The 21,410-nt window shown below is 45.3% G+C and carries 17 protein-coding genes and 1 rRNA gene; 8 read left to right on the forward strand and 10 right to left on the reverse strand.

All coding sequences use genetic code 11. The features are described 5' to 3' along the window. Positions 1 to 259, reverse strand: a 16S ribosomal RNA gene (locus Q369_RS0119950); the annotation flags it as partial. Positions 260 to 519: 260 nt separating this feature from the next. After that, positions 520 to 864, reverse strand: a complete 345-nt coding sequence (locus Q369_RS0119955; protein WP_031529540.1) for a hypothetical protein — start codon at positions 862 to 864, stop codon at positions 520 to 522. A 161-nt stretch (positions 865 to 1,025) separates the two neighbouring features. Between Q369_RS0119955 and Q369_RS0119960 the strand changes: the two genes are divergently transcribed. Both Q369_RS0119960 and Q369_RS0119965 read left to right on the forward strand, forming a co-directional pair. Further along, positions 1,026 to 3,317, forward strand: coding sequence for an ATP-dependent helicase (locus Q369_RS0119960; protein WP_051664160.1), 2,292 nt, complete (start codon positions 1,026 to 1,028; stop codon positions 3,315 to 3,317). Between the two features lie 87 nt (positions 3,318 to 3,404). Continuing rightward, on the forward strand, positions 3,405 to 4,901 hold the full coding sequence (locus tag Q369_RS0119965) for a DUF4301 family protein (protein WP_031529542.1): 1,497 nt from the start codon (positions 3,405 to 3,407) through the stop codon (positions 4,899 to 4,901). Positions 4,902 to 4,978: 77 nt separating this feature from the next. On the opposite strand, the gene Q369_RS0119970 is transcribed toward Q369_RS0119965, so the two are convergent. After that, complete coding sequence (locus Q369_RS0119970) at positions 4,979 to 5,452, reverse strand: Lrp/AsnC family transcriptional regulator (RefSeq protein WP_015813234.1); 474 nt, start codon at positions 5,450 to 5,452, stop codon at positions 4,979 to 4,981. Between the two features lie 188 nt (positions 5,453 to 5,640). Further along, on the reverse strand, positions 5,641 to 6,582 hold the full coding sequence (fcl, locus tag Q369_RS0119975; protein ID WP_031529543.1) for a GDP-L-fucose synthase: 942 nt from the start codon (positions 6,580 to 6,582) through the stop codon (positions 5,641 to 5,643). 95 nt (positions 6,583 to 6,677) lie between these two features. On the opposite strand from fcl, the gene Q369_RS0119980 reads away from it, so the two are divergent. Together Q369_RS0119980 and Q369_RS0119985 are read left to right on the forward strand one after the other, a co-directional pair. Next, a complete protein-coding gene (locus Q369_RS0119980; protein WP_031529544.1) occupies positions 6,678 to 7,691 on the forward strand; it encodes a toxin-antitoxin system YwqK family antitoxin in 1,014 nt (337 codons plus the stop codon). A gap of 4 nt (positions 7,692 to 7,695) precedes the next feature. Then, positions 7,696 to 9,396: a hypothetical protein gene (locus Q369_RS0119985; RefSeq protein WP_031529545.1), complete on the forward strand. Its 1,701-nt coding sequence runs from the start codon at positions 7,696 to 7,698 to the stop codon at positions 9,394 to 9,396. Positions 9,397 to 9,398: 2 nt separating this feature from the next. Here the strand turns inward: Q369_RS0119985 and dacB are convergent, their stop codons facing one another. Both dacB and Q369_RS0119995 read right to left on the reverse strand, forming a co-directional pair. Further along, positions 9,399 to 10,673 (reverse strand): D-alanyl-D-alanine carboxypeptidase/D-alanyl-D-alanine endopeptidase, encoded by a 1,275-nt coding sequence (gene dacB, locus Q369_RS0119990; RefSeq protein ID WP_031529546.1) that lies wholly within the window; start codon positions 10,671 to 10,673, stop codon positions 9,399 to 9,401. A gap of 93 nt (positions 10,674 to 10,766) precedes the next feature. Further along, positions 10,767 to 12,263: an ArnT family glycosyltransferase gene (locus Q369_RS0119995; RefSeq protein ID WP_031529547.1), complete on the reverse strand. Its 1,497-nt coding sequence runs from the start codon at positions 12,261 to 12,263 to the stop codon at positions 10,767 to 10,769. Positions 12,264 to 12,351: 88 nt separating this feature from the next. On the opposite strand from Q369_RS0119995, the gene Q369_RS0120000 reads away from it, so the two are divergent. The 4 genes from Q369_RS0120000 to Q369_RS27865 are packed head-to-tail and all read left to right on the forward strand — an operon-like array spanning position 12,352 to position 18,030. Next, positions 12,352 to 14,271, forward strand: coding sequence for a RecQ family ATP-dependent DNA helicase (locus Q369_RS0120000; protein ID WP_031529548.1), 1,920 nt, complete (start codon positions 12,352 to 12,354; stop codon positions 14,269 to 14,271). Beyond that, a complete protein-coding gene (locus tag Q369_RS0120005) occupies positions 14,268 to 15,698 on the forward strand; it encodes a DUF5723 family protein (protein ID WP_229206897.1) in 1,431 nt (476 codons plus the stop codon). The genes Q369_RS0120000 and Q369_RS0120005 overlap by 4 nt, the downstream gene beginning before the upstream one ends. A 1-nt stretch (position 15,699) precedes the next feature. Continuing rightward, positions 15,700 to 15,858 (forward strand): hypothetical protein, encoded by a 159-nt coding sequence (locus tag Q369_RS29535; RefSeq protein ID WP_229206898.1) that lies wholly within the window; start codon positions 15,700 to 15,702, stop codon positions 15,856 to 15,858. 9 nt (positions 15,859 to 15,867) lie between these two features. After that, positions 15,868 to 18,030, forward strand: coding sequence for a CehA/McbA family metallohydrolase (locus tag Q369_RS27865; RefSeq protein WP_229206899.1), 2,163 nt, complete (start codon positions 15,868 to 15,870; stop codon positions 18,028 to 18,030). A gap of 4 nt (positions 18,031 to 18,034) precedes the next feature. Here Q369_RS27865 and Q369_RS0120015 read toward each other — a convergent pair whose 3' ends face one another. The 4 genes from Q369_RS0120015 to Q369_RS0120030 form a co-directional block, all read right to left on the reverse strand. Next, the gene (locus Q369_RS0120015; protein ID WP_031529550.1) at positions 18,035 to 18,349 is read right to left on the reverse strand and encodes a DUF6787 family protein; all 315 of its coding nucleotides are present in this window, start codon (positions 18,347 to 18,349) and stop codon (positions 18,035 to 18,037) included. Between the two features lie 4 nt (positions 18,350 to 18,353). Continuing rightward, the gene (locus Q369_RS0120020; RefSeq protein ID WP_031529551.1) at positions 18,354 to 19,085 is read right to left on the reverse strand and encodes an RluA family pseudouridine synthase; all 732 of its coding nucleotides are present in this window, start codon (positions 19,083 to 19,085) and stop codon (positions 18,354 to 18,356) included. Positions 19,086 to 19,112: 27 nt separating this feature from the next. Beyond that, positions 19,113 to 19,931 (reverse strand): 3-methyl-2-oxobutanoate hydroxymethyltransferase, encoded by an 819-nt coding sequence (panB, locus tag Q369_RS0120025; protein ID WP_031529552.1) that lies wholly within the window; start codon positions 19,929 to 19,931, stop codon positions 19,113 to 19,115. A gap of 163 nt (positions 19,932 to 20,094) precedes the next feature. Next, positions 20,095 to 21,396 carry a murein hydrolase activator EnvC family protein gene (locus tag Q369_RS0120030; RefSeq protein ID WP_229206900.1) on the reverse strand — a complete coding sequence of 434 codons (1,302 nt, stop codon included), beginning with the start codon at positions 21,394 to 21,396 and terminating at the stop codon, positions 20,095 to 20,097. Positions 21,397 to 21,410: the final 14 nt, after the last annotated feature.

The following is a 21,410-nucleotide window of genomic DNA, read 5'->3' on the forward strand; positions in this document are numbered from 1 at the left end:
CCTTGGTAGGCCGTTACCCTGCCAACTAGCTAATCGAACGCATGCCCATCTTTTACCAATAAATCTTTCACATTTAAACCAGGTGGCCTTAATGTAGTATGCGGTATTAATCCGGGTTTCCCCGGGCTATCCCCCAGTAAAAGGTAGGTTGCATACGCGTTACGCACCCGTACGACAGTGACATTGCTGCCCCTTCGCCTTGCATGTATTAAGCCTGCCGCTAGCGTTCATCCTGAGCCAGGATCAAACTCTCCATTGTAAATTATTTCCGATGGCCTAAGCCATCAATGTTTCTAACGAACCTATCTTTTTGCTCTCTTCATCATGTCAAAGAACGTTGCTCCAAGTTTCCTCAGAACTAGTGGTTTCGCCGTCTGCGCTACCGTTGTTCCCGATTGGGAGTGCAAAAGTGCAGCCTTATTTTTTTATATGCAACACCAAAGCCAAAATATTTCCCAAACTTTTCCCAAAAAAAACAACAAACCCTTGAAAATGAATTCTATCCATTCAGAAAAAAATTTAAAGATCTCTGAAGTACTCTATGACATGCATTTTCAATAGGGATTCCTGCTTCATTAAATCGCCTGGTGGCAACGCGCGATCTAACTTGTAATGGGGCCAGCCGTCACTATCTATGTACTCCAATGTATAGTACCCTGATAAGCTCAGCGCTTTGCATATACCTATATGCATAAGATCCTGCTTCTGTTCTTTTGTAAACCTTTTAGCTCCCTGGCCCAGCTCCTGTACTCCTATAAGAAATAGCACGCCATTTAAGTCAGCGGGTTTTTTTCCAACCAACCTTTCGAGTTTATCCAGCAAAAACTCCCACTGCGCCTCCAAAGGCTGATCTTCGATATTCATATCATGTTCGATTTGGTACAAACCTGAATAGCACAACCCATAATGCATCGTTCTTGTTCTAAACCAAAAAGATTATTTGACTATAAAACTTACAGCTTCTCTCTTGCAACGGAAAGGAGCCATTAAATGGTTTTTCCTAACTTTGAGTTTTAGCAAATGGCATGAGCAAATCTGAAAGACATACAATATCTAATCAAACGGAATACTTATCAACCCTGAATGAGCCGCAACGGGAGGCAGTGTTGCATGGAAGCGGGCCTTTGATGATTATCGCAGGTGCAGGTTCAGGGAAGACAAGGGTACTTACTTACCGGATCGCAAACTTGATCGGCAATGGCGTGGATCCGTTCCGAATATTATCGCTGACTTTTACAAATAAAGCCTCGGGCGAGATGCGGCAGCGCATTGAAGGCGCCGTAGGCACCGAAGCAAGGAATATATGGATGGGTACCTTTCACTCCGTATTTGCCAAAATCCTGAGAATAGAGGCACGTTATTTGGGATATACAAGTGATTTCTCCATTTATGATACCGACGATTCCAAGTCATTATTGAGAAGTATCATAAAGGAGCTCAACCTCGACGACAAAGTCTACAAGGCTAATGTAGTTTTTAACAGGATATCAGGGGCCAAAAACCGGCTTATTTCCGCCGATGACTACATTAATAATCCAATCATTCAGGCTGATGACGATGCAGCCAAAATGAAGGAGATCGGAAGGTTGTATAAAACCTACGCGGCCCGCTGTTTTCAGGCTAACGCAATGGATTTCGATGACCTGCTTTTCAACACAAATGTGCTTTTTCGCGACTTTCCGGATGTACTATATAAGTATCAGCACAAGTTCCAGCATGTGATGGTCGATGAGTTTCAGGATACTAACGTTTCTCAATACTTAATAACCAGAAAGTTATCAGCTGTCCACCGGAATATAGTTGTGGTAGGCGATGATGCACAAAGTATATATGCATTCCGAGGAGCAAACATTGAGAATATCCTGAATTTCGAAAAAGACTTCCCGGATGTAAGGACAATCAAGCTGGAACAAAACTATCGTTCGACGAGTACGATTGTTGAAGCTGCAAACTCTATTATCGCAAGAAACAAAGCTCAGCTTGAAAAGAAAACCTTCACACAAAACGAAGAAGGCTCGCTGATCGACGTGCTTAAAGCTAATTCCGACAATGAGGAAGGAAGGCTCGTAGCTACCGCCATCTTCGAAGAGAAAATGCAGAAGGCACTAAGGAATGAGAATTTTGCGATTTTGTACCGCACAAATGCACAATCCCGCTCCTTTGAAGAAGCGCTCCGAAAGCTTGGGATTAAATACCGGATCATTGGCGGACAATCTTTTTACCAAAGAAAGGAAATTAAGGATCTGCTGGCTTACCTGAGATTTACCGTAAATCAGCGCGATGAAGAAGCATTTAAGCGGATCATCAATCTTCCGAAAAGAGGGATCGGTGACGCAACAGTTGCGAAAATAGCTGTCACCGCTTATGAGAATGGAATGGCAATCTGGGATGTTGTCGCAAACATCGGAAAATATGCGACCGGCCGGACTATTACGCCTATTGAACAGTTCGGTACTCTAATCAAAAGCTTTAAAATACAAGTAGAAGAAGGTAGGGATGCATACGAGATTGCGTCTCACATTGCCAAAGCCTCCGGTATTTTGCGTGAATTGTACGAGGATAAGACAGTCGAAGGTTTGTCGAGATACGAGAACGTTCAGGAGTTACTGAATGGAATTAAGGAGTTCGTTGATAGCGAGGAGAATGAAGACAAAACCCTAAGCGCATTTCTACAGTCAGTTTCATTGCTGACAAATGCAGACGAACCTGATGAAAACGAAGACCACGATCGTGTTACAATGATGACGATCCACTCCGCCAAAGGTCTCGAATTCAGGAATGTATTTATCGTCGGATTGGAAGAAGACCTGTTCCCCAGCCAGATGATGCTGGAAAGCAGGCAGGATCTGGAAGAAGAGCGCAGGCTGTTTTATGTAGCTATTACCAGGGCAGAAAAGAAGCTGACTTTCTCTTATGCTGAAAGCAGGTACCAATGGGGCCGCATTAAAATGTGCGAGCCCAGCCGTTTTTTGCTGGAAGTAGATCAGCGCTTTTTGAATGTAAATAAAATGACGCAGCATGCATTCGAACGAGACTCAGCTCCTCCGATTACTTCATTTGTCAAAAACCTGCAAAGAAAACCTGCACAACCGGTAGCTTCCGCAGCAGCGGCTGCTCACGTTCCTTCGCCCGACTTTGTCCCAAGTGACACTTTTGATCTTGTGGAAGGCGATAAAGTCGAGCACTTAAAGTTTGGATTTGGAACTGTTACCAAAATGGATGTAAATGGTACCGACCGGAAAGCAACCGTAAAATTTGACACTGTCGGCGAAAAAACGCTTTTACTCAGTTTTGCTAAGCTAAGGATACTTAAATAAATAGATCAGGCATAGTTATAGTGTCTTCCCCCGGCGCTTTTATATTCTGACATTGCCCTAAAACTTCACTGATTAAACCATAATAGTATGTTCATTGAAAAAGATATAATTCAAATAGAAGAACGTGGAAGTGATATCCGCACTGTCGAAGAGCAGGTTGGATATTTTGTAAATGGATTTCCGTTTTTGCAGCTTTCAAAGGCTGCCACTGTTGGTGACGGCATTATCAGGCTTACAGAAGAAGAAATCTCACAGTTGATCAGTGAATTCGATAAAAGTGCCTCTGAAGGAGAAGTATCCTTATTGAAGTTTGTACCAGCCTCCGGGGCTGCGACCCGCATGTTCAAATCGCTCTTTGGGTTTTTGCAGGAAAATAAAAGAGATAAGTCAGTTGATGAGTTTTTTGCGAAGCTTAAAGAATTCGCGTTTTACGATGATTTGAAAACTTCACTTTTATCTGACGGTTTTCAGATTGAAAATGCTGACGAACAGACTATTGTATCCTATTTTCTTACTACAAAAGGGCTGGGCTATGGAGAGCTTCCAAAGGGATTGCTGAAATTCCATAACTATCCGGACCGTTCGAGAACACCATTGGAAGAGCATTTGGTGGAAGGTGCTAAGTATGCCAATGCAGGCAGCAACGTTCAAATCCATTTCACAGTATCGCCTGAGCACAGGGATAAGTTTGAGAAGCTGGTAGTCGAAGTTTTACCGACATACCAAAGTGAGTTTGGCGTGCGCTATATCGTTTCGTTTTCAGAACAAAAAAGCGCTACTGATACCATTGCAGTAAACCTGGACAATTCTCCATTCCGTGAAAAAGACGGGTCACTTTTATTCAGACCAGCCGGACACGGGGCTTTACTGGAAAATTTGGGCCAGCTTGATGCAGACATTATCTTCATCAAAAACATTGACAACGTAGTACCTGACCGCATTAAGGCTGATACTATCCAATATAAAAAGGCACTTGCCGGCGTTGTTCTTAAATTTCAAAAAAGGGTATTTGGGTATATTAACAAATTGCAAGAGGATTCAGATGCGGCGCTTTTGCAGGAACTTGACAGCTTTTTCCGCAATGAGCTTTGTGTAGTCCCTCCCGCAGGGTTTGAATCGTGGGAAGATGAAAAGAAAAATACGTACTTCATTCAAAAACTCGACAGGCCTTTACGCGCTTGCGGAATGGTAAAAAATCAGGGAGAACCAGGCGGCGGTCCATTCTGGGCTGAAAATGCGGATGGTTCTTCGTCACTTCAAATCGTCGAATCGGCACAAGTTGATGTCGATAATTCATCTCAGAACGAAATATTTAAGAACTCAACGCATTTTAACCCGGTTGATCTGGTTTGTGCAGTAAAGAATTATAAAGGTGAATTATTTGATTTGAAGAAATTCCGCGATCCTTTGACTGGCTTTATTACTGCTAAGTCCAAAGATGGAAAAGACCTTAAAGCGCAGGAGCTGCCTGGTTTGTGGAATGGATCAATGGCTGATTGGAACACGCTTTTTGTGGAAGTTCCTTTGATTACATTCAATCCGGTAAAAACAGTCAACGACCTGTTAAGAGAGCAACATCAATAGTAAAATACATTTGTAAAAACATGAAAAAAGCCACAGAATATTCTATGGCTTTTTTTATAATGGAAAGAAGATCTTAATTATGGTATCGGTAAAACTTTGCTCTCCTTGAAAGTCGATAAAATTACCATTGTCTGTGTGCTGGCAACTTCTTCGATCTCATTGATTTTTTCCAGCATTAACTTCTGATAAGTACTGATATCTTTGGAAATAACACGTAGTAAAAAGTCGCCTGTTCCTGTAATATGGTGGCATTCAATTACTTCTGGTATCGCATGAATCTTTTCAACAAATGATTCAGTAACAGCCTTCCGGTGTCCCACTAATGAAATCTGAACAAAGGTACTAACACCCAAACCCACCTTCTCAGGTTCAAGTTGTGCGTGATAGCTCTTGATAATGCCTGATTGTTCCAGTTTTTTAACGCGCTCCAGCGTTGGTGCGGGAGACAGCCCTATTTCTTTCGATAGTTGTGCGTTGGTTATTTTTGCGTTCGTTTGTAAGATCTCCAGTACTTTTCGGTCTATCTGGTCTAACTTAATAATGGCGGACATTTCTCTATGACTAAGGTTTTTACGAGGCCCCGTTTTTTCAGGACGCTGCAAAACTAATTAGTTTCCCGAAGATTGTTATAATTTTATATGGGAAATTCTTCAAAAAAAAGAATTATAGTAGGCCAAAATTGAATTTAGTACTGAAATATTATGCTACGATTGTTTTAAAGGCGCTAGTATCTATTGCTTTACACCGCATACGTTTCGATTTTTTGCAGAAAATCCTGGTAGGTGATTTTAATCCCATCTTCCAGTTCAATGCTGTGTTTCCAGCCCAAATTGTGCAATTTAGATACATCCATCAGCTTTCTTGGTGTACCATCAGGCTTGTCCGTATTCCAGTTGATTTCGCCTTCGTAACCCACAACATCTTTGATCATTTCAGCGAGGGACTTGATCGTAACGTCGGCTCCGACACCCACATTTACAAATCCGGCTTCATCGTAATTCTCCATTAGAAAGTAGCAGGCATCGGCCAGGTCGTCGGCATGTAAAAACTCTCTCAACGGCGAACCAGTGCCCCAAAGCTCGACAGAAGGCTTATTCTCTTCTTTCGCCTCATGAAACTTGCGGATCATAGCGGGTAAAACGTGAGAGTTGTTCAGGTCGTAATTATCATTTGGACCGTACAAATTGGTCGGCATTGCCGAAATAAAATTGCAGCCATATTGTGCCCTGTAAGCTTCGCACATTTTGATACCCGCGATTTTGGCAATGGCGTAGGGTTCATTGGTTGGTTCCAAAAGTCCGGTCAGCAGGGAATCTTCTCGAAGTGGCTGCGGCGCAAGCTTTGGATAAATACAGCTGGAACCCAAAAACATCAATTTCTTAACATCATTGCGGTAAGCACTGTCAATCACATTGTTTTGAATCAATAAGTTATCATTCAAAAACTCAGCGCGATAGATGTTATTAGCCATAATACCGCCTACTTTCGCTGCTGCCAGAAAAACGTACTCCGGGCGTTCGGCTTCGAAGAATGCCCGCACATCGGCCTGGTTGCGAAGGTCCAGCTCAGAAGATGTTTTCAATACCAGATTTTCGAAACCTTCTTTAACCAGTTTCCTGTGTATTGCAGAGCCAACCATTCCTCTGTGTCCGGCGATATAAATTTTAGCGCTTTTTTCCACGGTGTTTTTTTAAATTTGTACGTTGAATATCAATATAGAAAAAATCAATTCGTTACAAAAGTAACAATCTTGTTGATAAGAAAAATCCAATTCACATGCAAAGAATCGTTCTGATCTGGAGCCTAATTTCGTGTTGTCTGTTTAGGGGGGTATCTGCTCAGTCTGTTCAAAAGGATTCTACACCTCCTTCCTGGCTACCGAAAGAAACCGTTAAAAAAGATACAGCAAGCCGCTCAAAAGGTCTAAGCTCATTTATCTCAGGTCTTGATCCGGTCGTAGGTGCTTCATTGCCAGGATCAAATGATAAAACAACCAGCTTGTCAACCTTGTTCGGGGAAACGATCCCGGATCTGGGTTTAAGGGTGAAAGAGTACAAGAACCAGAAGACCGACAGAAAAGCAAGGAAGGAACGTGCGAAGCTTGCAAAAGTGCAATATAAAGGTATCCCAATGCAAAGTATGTCTGTCAAATACGGTAGCGGGGATCGTGCAACATTGGAATCATTTCATGTTTTGAAAGAATATCAGCCCATCAGCAGCTATGTTCGTGCTACCGAAACGCGTTGGTATGATAAAAAAGGCAAAAAGCTTAGTTCTGCGGTAATCCAGAAAAAAGACCAAGCACTTCCGCTTCATGGATCTTATAAAAAGTACAGTGGTGAAAACCTGATAGAAGAAGGTTACTATTATATGGGCGTAAAAGACGGCCGATGGGTGAAGTACGACGCCAAGTACAACCTGATCGATAAGGCGATTTGGGACCGCGGTTTTCCTGCTGAATCGCGCATTGCATACTACGATTCGGCGCATACCCAGGTGAAAGAAGTAATTCCTGTTGCATTTGGTGAAATAGAAGGGGAGTATCTCCAATTTTACAAGGAAGGCCAGCTAATGACCAGCGGAAAATACGACGATGGCAAGAAAGTGGGCCGCTGGATTGAGTATTATCAGTTCCGTCGCCAGCGCAAGAAAGAAATACAGTATCCCAAATCTGGCTGGGATGATGAATTTGAGCCTTTTGTTTTGAGGGAGTGGGACGATAAAGGCAAGCTGCTTTACGATTATACCAAGGATCCCCGCGCTTCGGCCGAAGAGGAAACCGAAAACTAACTTTATGCTCCAATCTCTCCTTCGTTTTGTCAGGGATAAAACCTGGCTGGTAATTTTTTTATGCATTGTTCCCGTCGTTATTTATGCTTTGGTATTTAAATCCATTGCGCTGAATGTCAACTATGTTGCATTCGACGACATTATGATTTTAGGTGTCATTCCCCGCTTCGGAAATGCTGATCTGGCTGAACGCTGGCGGTTGCTCACCGAACTTTTTCCCGAACACAGGCTCGTTTTTTCCAGGTCGGTAATCCTGCTTTTACACGCGATTTTTGGTAAGGTCAATCTTGTGTGGCCAATGATCGTGGCCAATATCTGTTGGACATTGTGCGCTGTCATCTTTTATCGCGCTTTTCGCCGGTTGAAAGTATCGCTCTGGTATTTCGTCCCGGTGATGTGGCTTTGGTTCAATATCCAATCTTTCGAAAATATATTCTGGGGTGTAAGTTCACTCTGTAATTTTGGCGTAATCCTGTTTTTTCTTTCGGCATTGTATTTCACTGCATTCCATCCCCGCAGGATCATTTTTTCGATCGCCTTCGCCCTGGCAGCCACATTTTCTTACGGAAATGGATTAATGGTTTTTCCGGTAATGGGATTGATGTACCTGCTCACGGGCTTTCGCAAAGAATTCCTGATCACAGTTGTCTCGATGATTGCGGTTGCAGTCGTTTATTTTATTGACTTTACGCCAATTACGCAAAACCTTGATTTTGGCAATCCTGAACAAGTGAAAGAGGGTTTCTTCGGCTTTTTCGGATTTATCGGCTCCATTGCTACGCTTTCTGCTTATAATACCTCTTATACAATGCTTTACCTGGCTTCCGCCACCGGTATGATTTTCATTGGCGGATTGATTTTCCTATACAGAAGTGAATTCAGCAAGCTCTGGGATTCTGCCTGGCTGAAATCCCGGTATGATAACCAGACCGCGCTTTTCGCCGCCGGAATTGCCGTGTTCGTGGGGATTACAGCGCTCGCGTTGACCTATAAACGCATTCCGACTGACACTTTTGAAGGAATGTTCAAAGGCCGCTACCGCATGTATTCAGCACTTTGGTGCATTGCATTGTACTTTGCGTTTCTGTCTTTCGCTAAATCGCATGTGCGGGTAAAACTGGCTCCATTCATTTTGCTGGCTGCGATAGGATTGAACCTCGTTATTCTGCACAGCAATTTTGCCGAGGCAGTGAACAACCGTCGCGCCGCAATTGCGCAGGAATTCAATGCACGTTATAACGCAGACTGGCTGGGAATCAGGATGTTTTCAATGGACCAAAAACATTACGAGCATATCAGATCGTATTACCACTCAGCCGACCCGCTTGCCGAAGGCTGGAACCCGCAGTTGAACCTGGCTTCAATTCCGTGTGACAGTCTCTACAAACCTGATAAAGTCGGTAAGATGGGAAATCACATTGTTATCGAATTTCAAAACAGTTTCTTCGACGAGAAGAAGGATTTCTCCGATGGCGCTTACGTATTGCTTAAATCTGAAAAACATACTTACGCATCTCCGCCTTACCAGGCTGCGGTTCCGCTGAAGACGACGATTCGCAGGCAGATGTACTTCTCAAAAGGTGCATTTGCCAGTTTTCACGAAGCCAATGTGGAACCGGGCATTTACCAGATTTATCTGCTGGTACGTGAAAATGGAATGAACCGGATTTACTGTACGGGTAGTACCTGGGGCGAGAATCAGTAAGCCTAAAATTTTTGGTGCAAGCCGGTCAGAATCCGCTCTACTTCCTTCCTTACTTCTGAGCTTGGGCGGGTAAAGTTGTTGTTCATAAAGCTGAAAACGAGCGTTTTGCCTTTTTTGGTAACCAGGTAGCCACTCAGGTTATAGATATTGCTGAGACTGCCTGTTTTGGCAAAAACAAATGGCTCGCTGCCTTTGAACAAATTGCTCAATGTACCACTCTTCCCACCCGTAGGAAGGATTTGAAAAAGCTTTTCCTCCGGCATTTTCGCGTGGATCTTACGCAGCAATGCAACAATACTTCGTGGCGTAAAGAGATTGTACCTGCTCAATCCTGACCCGTCTCTCCATATCGGGCGGTCAGGCAGATCCTTCAAATGGTGCTCAATGGCGTGTGCGATTGCTTTCTCAGTGTTCAGCGGAAGCCCGTTTGCAGACGCGTAAAGGAGGAGGAGCTGCTCCGCGATCATATTGTCACTCACCTGCATCATCCTGGTATACAGCGAGTCAGATGGAATACTATATATCTTTTGCAGCTCAATTTCCAGCGGAATGTTGATTAGCTTAACTTCTTTTTTCAAAGTATCGCTGAGCAGCTGAACAGTCACCATATCGGTCATGCGGACAGGTACATCCTGCTCTAAACCTTGCGGTACCGCCAGTTTGGAATGGTGAAAAACGTTCTGAAACTCTTCGCGCTCAATGCCCGAAGCGAGTGTATCAAGTATCGCGTATTTTTCCCAAAAAGAAGGAGCTACATGGAAGGGCGCGCCATTGCCTGCTTTAAACCGGGCTATGTTGCCATAAACAGGCATTGGCGTTACCTCCGCCTGATAATAATCGTTGTAATCGCTCCAAGCCCAGCCGGGACCAAAACGTTTGTTCTCAAAATTAAATGGCGTAAAGAAAATGGGTTCTTTTCTGCTTTTTAAAAAATCAAAAACCTTGCTATGAGGTAAATCGGGGTGCAAAAGAGAAGGGTCGCCGGTACCGCGAATGATCAGCAGCTCGCCCCATTCCAGGTATTCCAGCCCGGGAATGGAGTCGCCCAATGCGCACAGCCCCGCATAAAAACTGAACAGCTTGGTATTGGAGGCCGGGGTGAAATATTTGTCGTCCTGGTAAGAAGCCAGGGTCTTTGTTCCATTGATTCCGGAAATTGAAACTCCTGTATGCTGCTGGCTCAGAACCGGGGATTTCCTGATCTCTTTATTAACATAATGCGAAACAGAGCAACCTGATAATGTGATGATACTGAATAGGAACAGTAGCGTGCGCATGAAAACGATTTGATAATGAATGAAAACAAAGTTAATATTTTCAGACATTTAACGACCTGGTAGTTAGCTGTCGGGCAAAGTAATTTTCAGATGCTACTTTGCAAGCGACTTACCGATCCTGCGGCGCGTATTTTTCATAACAAGCAGATAATCGTCTTCTAACGGAATAATCGAGTCGGTTTCTGCATTGAATTGTGAAAGGCAGGAAGAGTCGGCGAAGATGTATTTGGAGGCATTTGTATCCGTCGTAAGTGACAAACAATGGTAGCGCTGGAAGTTGGCGTGAATGTTCGCATCCTGAAACAGGTCGTGGCAAACACCTATGGTAGACGAACGCTGAACAAACTTCCGGATCCTGATCGCATTACCGGCCATCATGTCCGGCTCCATGCGACTCAATTTTACGGTGGTAATTGTCCAGCAAACCAGACAGCTTGCAATCAATCCGGGCAGAATTAATTTTTTGTATAAATGAGAAAGCGCAGCAGTTCTTTCAACAAGCCATGCAGCAAACAGCAAAGCTGCAAATGGCAACGCAGGTAATAGGTAATGTGGATATTGTTTGATACTGACCAGCATAGGCAAAGTCACAGACGCGGTAACCAGGAAGCATAGTACGCCTATTTGCCGCAATTCTCTTGAAATTGATACACGTAAACCAAGCAGCGAGGTAAATGCATTCAGTGAAGCCAATGCTAACAAATGCGGATATACGTTCCTAAGCAGTTCTGCTAGCAGGTAGAAGTGGCCAGCTAATCCGACACCGGTTCTTTCCCGCTTTTGAAGCAAAGCCTGCACTACCTGCCCCCTGATGTAAGTGCTCAGAAAGTTGCAGGCGGGCTGGTAGCTCCATAGCATCAGGGAGCTTGCCAGCAATACACCAAGCATGATCACTGTACAAATTAGCGCCGGTTTAAAGAGTTTATTATTAATGCTGATTGCGTAAAGCAAGGGGAATGCGAGTGGATACAGGCTCACCGGACCTTTACTCAGAAAACCAGCAACAATGCAGATACCAGCGAAAATCTGAAATAAATAGCTGGTTTGGCTTGCAGCCTGTCCCTTGAAAGATAGGAGTTGAAAATAGCAAGATAGCAAGCAGAAAACGGCCATTGTGCTATCAAGAAAATTGTTTGGAATGCTGTACCAGACCGTTACCATCGCATACCAGCACAAAACAGGCAGCCAGGAAAATCGTTGAAGTTGTGGCTTGTCTCTCAGTAACAGGCACCAGATTTTTACAATCAGGAAAATGGACGAGGCGAGAACAAGAAGATTGTAAATGTTCTCTACTGCAATGGAATCGCCTATTAAACGGAACATCAAAGCTTGCATTCCAAACTGCAATGGAGGGTGGCCGGAGAAAAATCCGTTGTTGTCGTAGGGAAGCCAAAACGAATGCGCAAAGAATGGTCGCCAGAAAGAACCTATGCCGATTGACATGTTCCGGGCGATGGAAGCATAGGTTACCCCGTCCATGAACATGGTGTTGTCAATGGATCTTGGCAAAAACGTAATCAAAATAAAACTAACCGTGAAGAACCAGGCAAGTACTTTTATGTACTCGTCCGAGCGTGTTGCCTGATACATCGTAATAGTGGTATAGCGTATAGATCACAAACATATCATATTACTTTGTATTAACTTCTTTACAGATAGCAAAAGTTATTTTCCGTAAATGATTGACTTACAGGCGGTATTAAAAACTTATTGGGGGTATGATACATTCCGTCCGTTTCAGGAGGACGCGATCAAAACCGTTCTGAATGGAATAGACACACTCGTTCTTCTTCCGACAGGAGGAGGAAAGTCTATTTGTTTTCAGGTACCGGTGATGGCTATGGATGGCGTATGCATTGTAGTTACGCCATTAATTGCCCTGATGAAAGACCAGGTGGAGCAATTAAAAAGACGGGGTATATCTGCCTCCGCGATTCATACCGGCATGAGCCGGAACGAAATCGATATTACGCTGGATAATTGCATTCACGGAAATACCAAATTCCTGTATGTATCTCCCGAGCGGCTCAGGACCGACATTATGATTGCGCGCGCTTCACAAATGAAGGTCTGCCTGCTGGCGATTGATGAAGCTCATTGCATTTCGGCCTGGGGTTATGATTTCAGGCCCGCTTATCTGCTCATTTCCGATTTCCGTAAGCGCATACCGGGTGTGCCTGTCATGGCACTCACTGCCACAGCCACGGAAGAAGTGCGTGCAGATATCCTGGATAAGCTGGAAATGAAGAATGCACGGGTTTTCAAACAATCCTTTGCCCGTGCAAATCTCTCGTACTCTGCATTTGCCGAGGATAATAAAGAAAAGAAAATATTACAGGTACTTAAAAACGTAAGCGGTTCCGCCATTGTGTACGTAAGAACCCGGAAACGGACCAAAGAAATCGCTGACTGGCTCAACCGCCACGGGGTTTCTGCCCAGGCTTACCATGCAGGTTTACCTTTCAAAGAGCGTTCCGAGCGGCAATCGGCGTGGATTAAAAATCAGGTTCGTACTGTGGTAGCAACCAATGCATTTGGAATGGGAATCGACAAGCCCGATGTGCGGACGGTCATACATTTTGATTTGCCGGACAATCTGGAAGCCTATTATCAGGAAGCGGGAAGAGCAGGCAGGGACGAGAAAAAGGCGTATGCAGTTGCGCTGTTCAACCAGCAGGAACTAAACGAGCTGTCAGACAATATTGAAAGAAGGTATCCGCCCATTGAGATGTTAAGAAGGGTTTATCAATCTCTCGCCAACTATTACCAGGTGCCGGTAGGTAGCGGTGAAATGAGCGGATACAGCTTCGACATACAGGATTTTACCGGCGTTTTCGGGCTGGCTCCCAATGAAACGCATTACGCGCTCAAACTCCTTGAAGAAGAAGGGTTTATTCAGCTGAGCGAAAATTTCAATGATCCGTCGCGGGTACATTTCCTGGTTGACAACCGGGAATTATACGATTTTCAGATACGCTATCAGGAATTCGATTCGTTTATCAAAGTGATTTTGCGGCTATATGGAGGCGAAGTTTTCACGGAATATGTCCGGATTTCGGAAGTGGAAATGGCCCAGGCATATTTCGCACCGGAGTCCGAAGTGATTAAAAAGCTAAAATTCCTTGCGGAGCGGGATATACTGGATTACCAGCCGAGGAGGGACAAACCACAGCTTACATTTATGACGCCGCGGTACGATGCGGCTTTGTTGCCGCTGAATGTTTTTGAAATACAAAGAAAAAAAGAAAGAGACCTTACCAAAGCAAAAGCAGTAGCCAGGTATGCTTCACATACACAGATATGCCGTACATTGCTCCTTTTGGAATACTTCAACGAGTTCGACGCGGAAGAATGCGGTATTTGCGATATCTGTCTGAAAAAGAAAAAACTTGAAGCCGCTGGTGAGGAAAATCTATCTATGCGGATCATTCAGCACATAGCAAGTGAGGGTTTGATCACGCCGTTAAAACTAAGTCGCGCATTCGAAGACAGCGATGAAAGTATTTTCCTCACAACAATACAAAACTTGCTTGAACAGGAGATTGTCCGTTACGATGCCTCCGGAAATTTGTCCATTACTAACAAAGCTCAACATTGAAAAAGTCCGCACTTTACTCAGCACTATTCCTTTCAGTATTTTCAACGGCCACTTTCGCACAGCAGATCCCCGGTTTGACAACCAGCAATTACGGCGGGATTTATCGTGCTACTTATAACCCTTCGGTACTAGGCGGGCCAAAGCATAAGTGGCAGATCAACATCATAACCCTCGGCGGGAGCATTAACTACCGGTATTTCAGGTTTTTGGGTGAAAATTCCTTGTTGTATCCGCTTCTTACCCCGCATTCAACCAAAGAACTTTACGGTCGGTCGCGCACGATGGGATCACTTTCCCATGAAGATCCGATTCATGTGGCAAGCGAAATCCGTTGGCCTTCGGCAATGATCGCGCATGGTAAGTACCAGGGGCTTGCATTGCAGTTCCGCACAAGAGGTTACGTGCTCGCCAATCATATCCCAGGAGCAGTCCGGAATCTGTACTTTCATAGGCTCGACACCGGGAGTACGCCTTCGGTAACCAGCGGAGAATGGGGCGATTTCAATGTTATTCAGCAGAGCTTTTCTGATGTAAGCCTGTCCTACGGCGCACAATTGCTTGATCTTGAATCACACAAAGTGCGGATCGGCGCCACGGTGAAACGTGTTTTCGGAGCGCGTGTAGGTTACCTGAATGGTTCTATCGACCGTTTCAGTATTACACCGCAAGCAGCTAACAGCGATATCAGTGATCTGTCGGTCAGCGGCTTCACCTACGAGAGTGGATACAGCGCGCCCAATCGCAGTGCGTCGCTGGGAAGCCTGTTCAATTCTGATAAGTATGGTTCTGGCTGGGGCTATGATCTGGGCTTCACCTATGAGCTGGGATCCTACTGGAGAAAATCCAAAGAAGTTTTTGACGAAAGTCCGGAGTACCTGATCAGGCTGGGCGCATCTCTAACAGATATTGGTTCTATCCGATACAAAACGAAGGATTCCAGGGTAGAACGCGGCCGTCAGGCAGCCGCATCAATCGGGCAGAAAGAACTGGAAACCATTGCCGATAAGGGAGTGGAAGGATTCATGAGCCTCTATTCAGCAGAGTCGGACACAACTTTTAACAAAAGTGTGCGGCTGCCACAGGCAGTACATCTGGAAGCCGATATTCAGCTGGTAAAAGGTTTTTTTGTGACCTTATCCCAAACGAAGCGCTTTAAAGAACGTTCTGGCGAGTATCTCGACATTTATCAGCCTAATGTTTTCACAATTACGCCAAGGTTTGAGGATGAAGACTCGGATTTTGCCTTTCCTATATCATTCATAGAAGGAAACAACCGGCCATCGATTGGAGCTGTCGGGCATTTTGGACCCATTTTCCTGGGATTAAGCAGTGTAAATGGGCTTTGGAAAAGAGGAGGAGCGAGAGGAAGTATGGTTTACCTCGGATTCACAGCCTGGAAATTGAATCGTAATAAAGACAAAGATTGATATGTGGAAAATCTTTACGCTACTGTTTTTGCATCTAATATTACCGCAGCTCATGTATGCCCAGCACGAGCATCACGCCGCGGGTTCCAGAAACACAGGCGTAGAGCCGCAACCACTGCTCGCACAGGCAATGCGCCTCCGCGACGCACTCGCATTTTAAGGAAATCCCTTGCCTGAACATGACGAGAACAAGCTGAAACAGCTGGCCAACAAGGCTTTAAATGCGGAGACAGTCAGCGCAATTCAAGACATTCTCGATCCGTATTGTTTAAATATCGTAGATATCAATCCCGAAGGTAGGGTAAAGGTAGAGCGCGGTGCTGCCAGGGCGGAGCTGATTCAGTCGGGTTGGACGAGCTTTTTAGTCAAAGTCAATAATGAGGCGGGTATCACGGCCAAACTGGTAGTGGAAAGCCCGAATGCAGCAAAACCCTACCATTCTCCCAATTTCGAGCACCGGGTGAAAGAAGAGCACAAACTCACGCCGGGTCAGGTTGCAAACCGCTTCTTAGAGGTACAAATGTATACTAACCGACCTTTGCAGCCCAATTTGTCGGGTTTGAGGCTCGAATATGCCATTGTTCAGGTTTACTCGAAAGATGCCGGAAAGCGCGAGGCTGAGATCGGTTACCATGCCGGGCAGGGATCGCAGGATATTGGTTTTAGAAATTCCACGCACATTCTTTTCGATGTAAAACCAGCCGTGAAGGTGAACTTACGGGTGAAGGATGCAGATGGAACTCCGGTTATGGCTTCTTTTCTGATCACGGATTCAAAGGCAAAATCGGGAGGGAGGTTCAAACGGTATTATCCATTGCCGTCGCGCCGTGTTACAGCTTTTGACGAGTACCCTGATTTTTTCTTCCAACCACAGATATACCGCAAAGACGGTGAGCACGTGTGGCTTCCGGCAGGTTCATACAAAGTTACGTATACCAGAGGACCGGAATATTTGCCTCAGACAAAGGAGATAACCGTGCCCGGTAATGCAGACTCGGTAAGTATCAGCTTTGACCTGAAACGCTGGATCCAAATGTCCAAACTAGGCTGGTACAGTGCCGATCACCACATTCATGCCGCCGGTTGCAGTCACTACGACAGTCCGACCGAGGGAGTAGATCCCGCAGATATGTTCAGGCAGGTATTGGGAGAAAACCTGGATATGGCAGCTAATCTGGCTTGGGGGCCAAGTTGGTACCGGCAGAAGACGTTTTTCACCGGGAAAGATCACGCGCTTTCCACGCGGCAGAATATCATGAGAAATGATGTGGAAGTTTCCGGTTTTCCCTCTTCGCACGCTGGTCACATTGTTTTATTGCGCATAAAAGAAGACGATTATCCGGGCACAAAGGTGATTGAAGACTGGCCCAGCTGGACGGCGCCGGTACTTTCATGGGCCAAGCAGCAGGGCGGGCTCGTGGGTTATGCGCATTCCGGTTGGGGACTGGAACCTGTGCAGCCCGTTACTAAGATACCGAACTACATTCTACCCAAAATGGATGGAATCGGGGCGAACGAATACGTTGTAACTGTCACACAAGACCTGGTGGACTTTTTCAGTGCGGGCGACACCCCTGCACCCTGGGAGCTGAATATGTATTATCACACCCTGAATTGCGGATTTCGGCCGAGGCTAAGTGGCGAAACCGACTTTCCCTGCATTACTGACGCAAGAGTAGGACAGGCGAGAAGCTATTTCAAAATGAACGGAGCGATGAATTATGACGGGTATGTCGACGCGCTTAAAAAGGGAAGAAGCTACGTATCCGACGGTAAATCGCACATCCTGGATTTTGCTGTCAATGGGAAACTGGCGGGTATGGGAGAAAGCGAGTTGAATTTGGCGAAAGGAGAGCAAGTCCGCATTACAGCCGCCGTTGCTGCTTATCTCCCGGCACAACAAGATAGTATCGGAGAAAAAATAGCGAGGACGCCGATTACCTCCATGCCATTCTGGGATATTGAAAGAGCAAGGGTAGGCCAATCGAGGAATGTGCGCGTGGAACTGATCGTGAATGGAGAAGCAGTAGATACCGTCGCGATAGTGGCTGACGGAGCTATCAAGGATTTGAAATTTGATTATAAAATGGAAAAGTCAGCCTGGGTGGCATTGCGCATTTTCCCCAGCTCGCATTCAAATCCATTTTTCGTGAAAGTGGCTGATCAGCCGATTGCTGATAAAAAGAGTGCAGAATGGTGCCTCGCGGCGCTGGATCAATGCTGGAAAATGAAAGAGCCAAATATCCGCGCAAATGAGAAAGAAGCGGCTGCCAAAGCCTACGAAGCTGCCAGGAAAGTTTATCGTAAGATCATTGAAGTAGCTGGAAAGTAATCAGCTATACACCCGCACCTTTCTTTTTGAACAAGCTGCCAATCCTGCTGAACATTCGTTTTTCAAATTCCCAAAAGAAAGAGAATTTACCCCATACCCATCCCCAGATCAGGAGAATTAGCTGGTACAATGGAAGTATGATCAGGATATTTACCGTCCAGCGAAGCCAGGCAGGCGACTCATTTGTCAATCCGATCAGGTCAAATAGCGTACGTTTTACATACAGGACCGAAAAGCCTGTGCAGGCAAAAACAATCAGGATAATGAGCACATCCCAACCGTTTTTGACATTCCAGCGCTCTTTCAGCTTTTCGATCATCGATTTATTCGTATAGGAAGTCCAGGTGCTCCGGCTTGATCTCTTCCTTGTCCAGTGATAGGAATTCTTCCCAGAATGGATCGTTCGGTACACCTGCACGGCAAATCACCGGCTCTTTTTTTACGGGATGCTCAAAATACAGTCTGCGCGCATGCAAATTGATATTTCCATCCGGGTTCGCTTTTGGATAGCCGTATTTCAAATCACCGCGGATCGGACAGTTCATCGAAGCCAGCTGTACGCGGATCTGATGCGGGCGGCCTGTAATTGGCATTACTTCCAGCAGGTGAAACTTATTTACTTCTCCAAGCCAGCGATAGGAAAGCTCAGCACGCTGTGTACCGGGCGCTTCGTAGTCGTAAGCAGTTGTAACATTGCGCGATTCGTCTTTCGAAAGCCAATGTACCAGCTTGCCTTTTTTTTCCGCAGGCTTGTTTTTTACTACCGCCCAGTAAGTTTTCTGTACGTCGCGCTTCCGGAAGATCTCGTTCATTCTTTCGAGCGCTTTCGAAGTCCGCGCGAACACAACCAGCCCGCTTACGGGTCTGTCTAGGCGATGGACTGTTCCCAAAAAAACGGCCCCGGGTTTGTTATATGCTTCTTTCAGGTACTCTTTTCCCATGTCCAGAAGACATTTATCACCTGTTGCATCTCCCTGCACCAGAATACCAGGTTCTTTATTGATAATGAGAAGATGATTGTCCTCATATATTACGTGGAGTGCTTTTTTAGCCATTTGAATAGTTTTATACTTTTAAAAAGGTCAATAAGATTCCTGTTCGTTCGGGAATGATTTGCCTTTTACATCTTTAATATAATTGGAAATTGCATCGGTCATCACGCCATTTAAATCAGCGTAGCGACGTAAGAACCTGGGCTTGAATTCCTTATTGATACCCAGTAAATCGTGTAGTACCAGAATCTGACCATCTGCGTGCGGTCCTGCGCCTATTCCTACGGTTGGGATCGTCACACTTTCAGACACTTTCTTTGTCAATGCGGAAGGAATCTTTTCCAAAACCACAGAAAAAGCACCTACTTCTTCGAGCATTTTGCAGTCTTCCAGCAGCTTGGCCGCCTCTGCCTCTTGCTTCGCGCGTACAGTATAGGTACCAAATTTATAAATGGACTGCGGTGTAAGGCCCAAATGTCCCATTACCGGAACACCCGCGCTTAATATCCGGGTAATAGAATCTTTGATTTCCAGTCCGCCTTCGAGTTTAACTGCGTGCGCTCCGGACTCTTTCATGATCCGGATCGCCGAGTTTAAAGCCTCGCGAGAGTTTCCCTGATAAGATCCAAAAGGAAGGTCCACCACTACCAGTGCACGTTTTACCGCGCGAACAACCGAAGTTGCATGATAGATCATCTGATCAATGGTAATCGGCAGCGTAGTTTCGTGGCCCGCCATTACATTGGAAGCCGAGTCGCCTACGAGGATCAATTCCACGCCAGCTGCGTCTACAATTCCAGCCATTGAATAATCGTAAGCGGTAAGACACGAGATCTTCTCACCCCGATTTTTCATTTCCTGAATGGTATGAGTAGTAACGCGTTTGATGTCAGGGGTGTGGACAGACATATATTTTTGTATTTAATGGAACCGGTTGGTTGTCTGGTGGCAAAAATTGTCACTTATGGTCATTTGTTGTCAGAGCTATTTTAATGATACATCTCAAACGTCGACGATTAATGACAATACTTGACTAATAAATGATTATTTCCGAATAGTACTTCACTAATCGCTACCTCCTGATCAGCCAGTTTTCGGGATTGAGGCGGGAAGTATTTTTCCAGATCTGAAATTGAAGCTCTGAGGTTCCGTCGCTGTCAGTAGCTACGCGGCCAATGTTTTCTCTTGCTTTTACCTTTTGTCCGGCGCGAACAGTTACGCCATTCATTTTGGCATAAATTGTCATATAATTACCATGCTGGATCGCAACTACATTGCCCATTCCAGGCATTTCTGTTACGTCGAGTACCACGCCATCGTAAACTGACCGTACCGGCTCTCCGGCAGTTGTCTGTATATCTACACCAAGGTTATCGACCATTACACCCTTCAAAACGGCATGCGGCCTCTGTCCGAAGTGGCCCGAAACAAATCCCTTAACCGGCCATGGCAGTCGGGATTGCGATGCTGTGAATGAAGATGCCAGTGTGGTTTCCTCTTCGCTCATACCACTAGAAACAACCGGCTCTTCCTCTTCTTTCGGCGCGGCTACGATAGCTGCCTCGCCTTTTTTCTCTCTTTCGGCATTCTCCCGGGCTAGCCGTTCTCTCTCGGCACGGCGGCGTGCTTCACGCTCTTCCCGTTCCTTCCGCTCTCTTTCGAGCCGCTCTCTTCTTTCGCGTTCTGCGATCCGCCTGATATTGGCTTCCAGCAAATCGGTAGCGCGCTTGTTCTCAGCAATCTGTTTTCTAAGTTCAACCTCCTTTTGCGACAGCTCCTGAATAACTTCGTTCTGTTTCACCTTTAAGCCTTCCAGCTTGGTATTTTCAGATACGCGGGTGTCCAGAACAGTTTTTTGCTGATTTTTCTTCGCGGTAATGCGACGGCGCTCCTGCATGAGTTTGTCTTGCAAAACGCCGATTTCCTTCGCTTGTCCCTGCCTCGCCTCTGTATATTGTTTGAGGTATTTATATCTTAATACAAACTGATTGAATGTACCGGCAGAAAAAAGGAAGACAAGCTGATTGAAATATGCATTCCGCTTCGAGGCTTCATAGATCATGTGCCCGTACTCTTCTTTGAGAACATTAAGGCTGCTGTCAAGCGACTGACGCTTTCTTTCAAGGACTTTTAACTCGCCATCAAGCAGTTCCAGATCGTCAGAAAGCAGGTCAATTTGCTTTTTGTAAGTGTTGATCTGCTGGTTCAATGCTTTTAATTGTCCGAGGTTGACGTTCTTTTGGGAAGAAGTCTGTTTGAGTATACTTTGAATCTCCCGGATTTTGCTCTGGTTTTCGCTTTTTTCGCGTTCCAGCTGTTCCCTGGTTTTCTGGGCGTAAGCGCCAGCCAACGAACACAGAATGAACGTCAGCATTAAAATTAAACGAC

This window comes from Dyadobacter crusticola DSM 16708 (genome assembly GCF_000701505.1).
Taxonomy (GTDB): Bacteria; Bacteroidota; Bacteroidia; order Cytophagales; family Spirosomataceae; genus Dyadobacter; species Dyadobacter crusticola.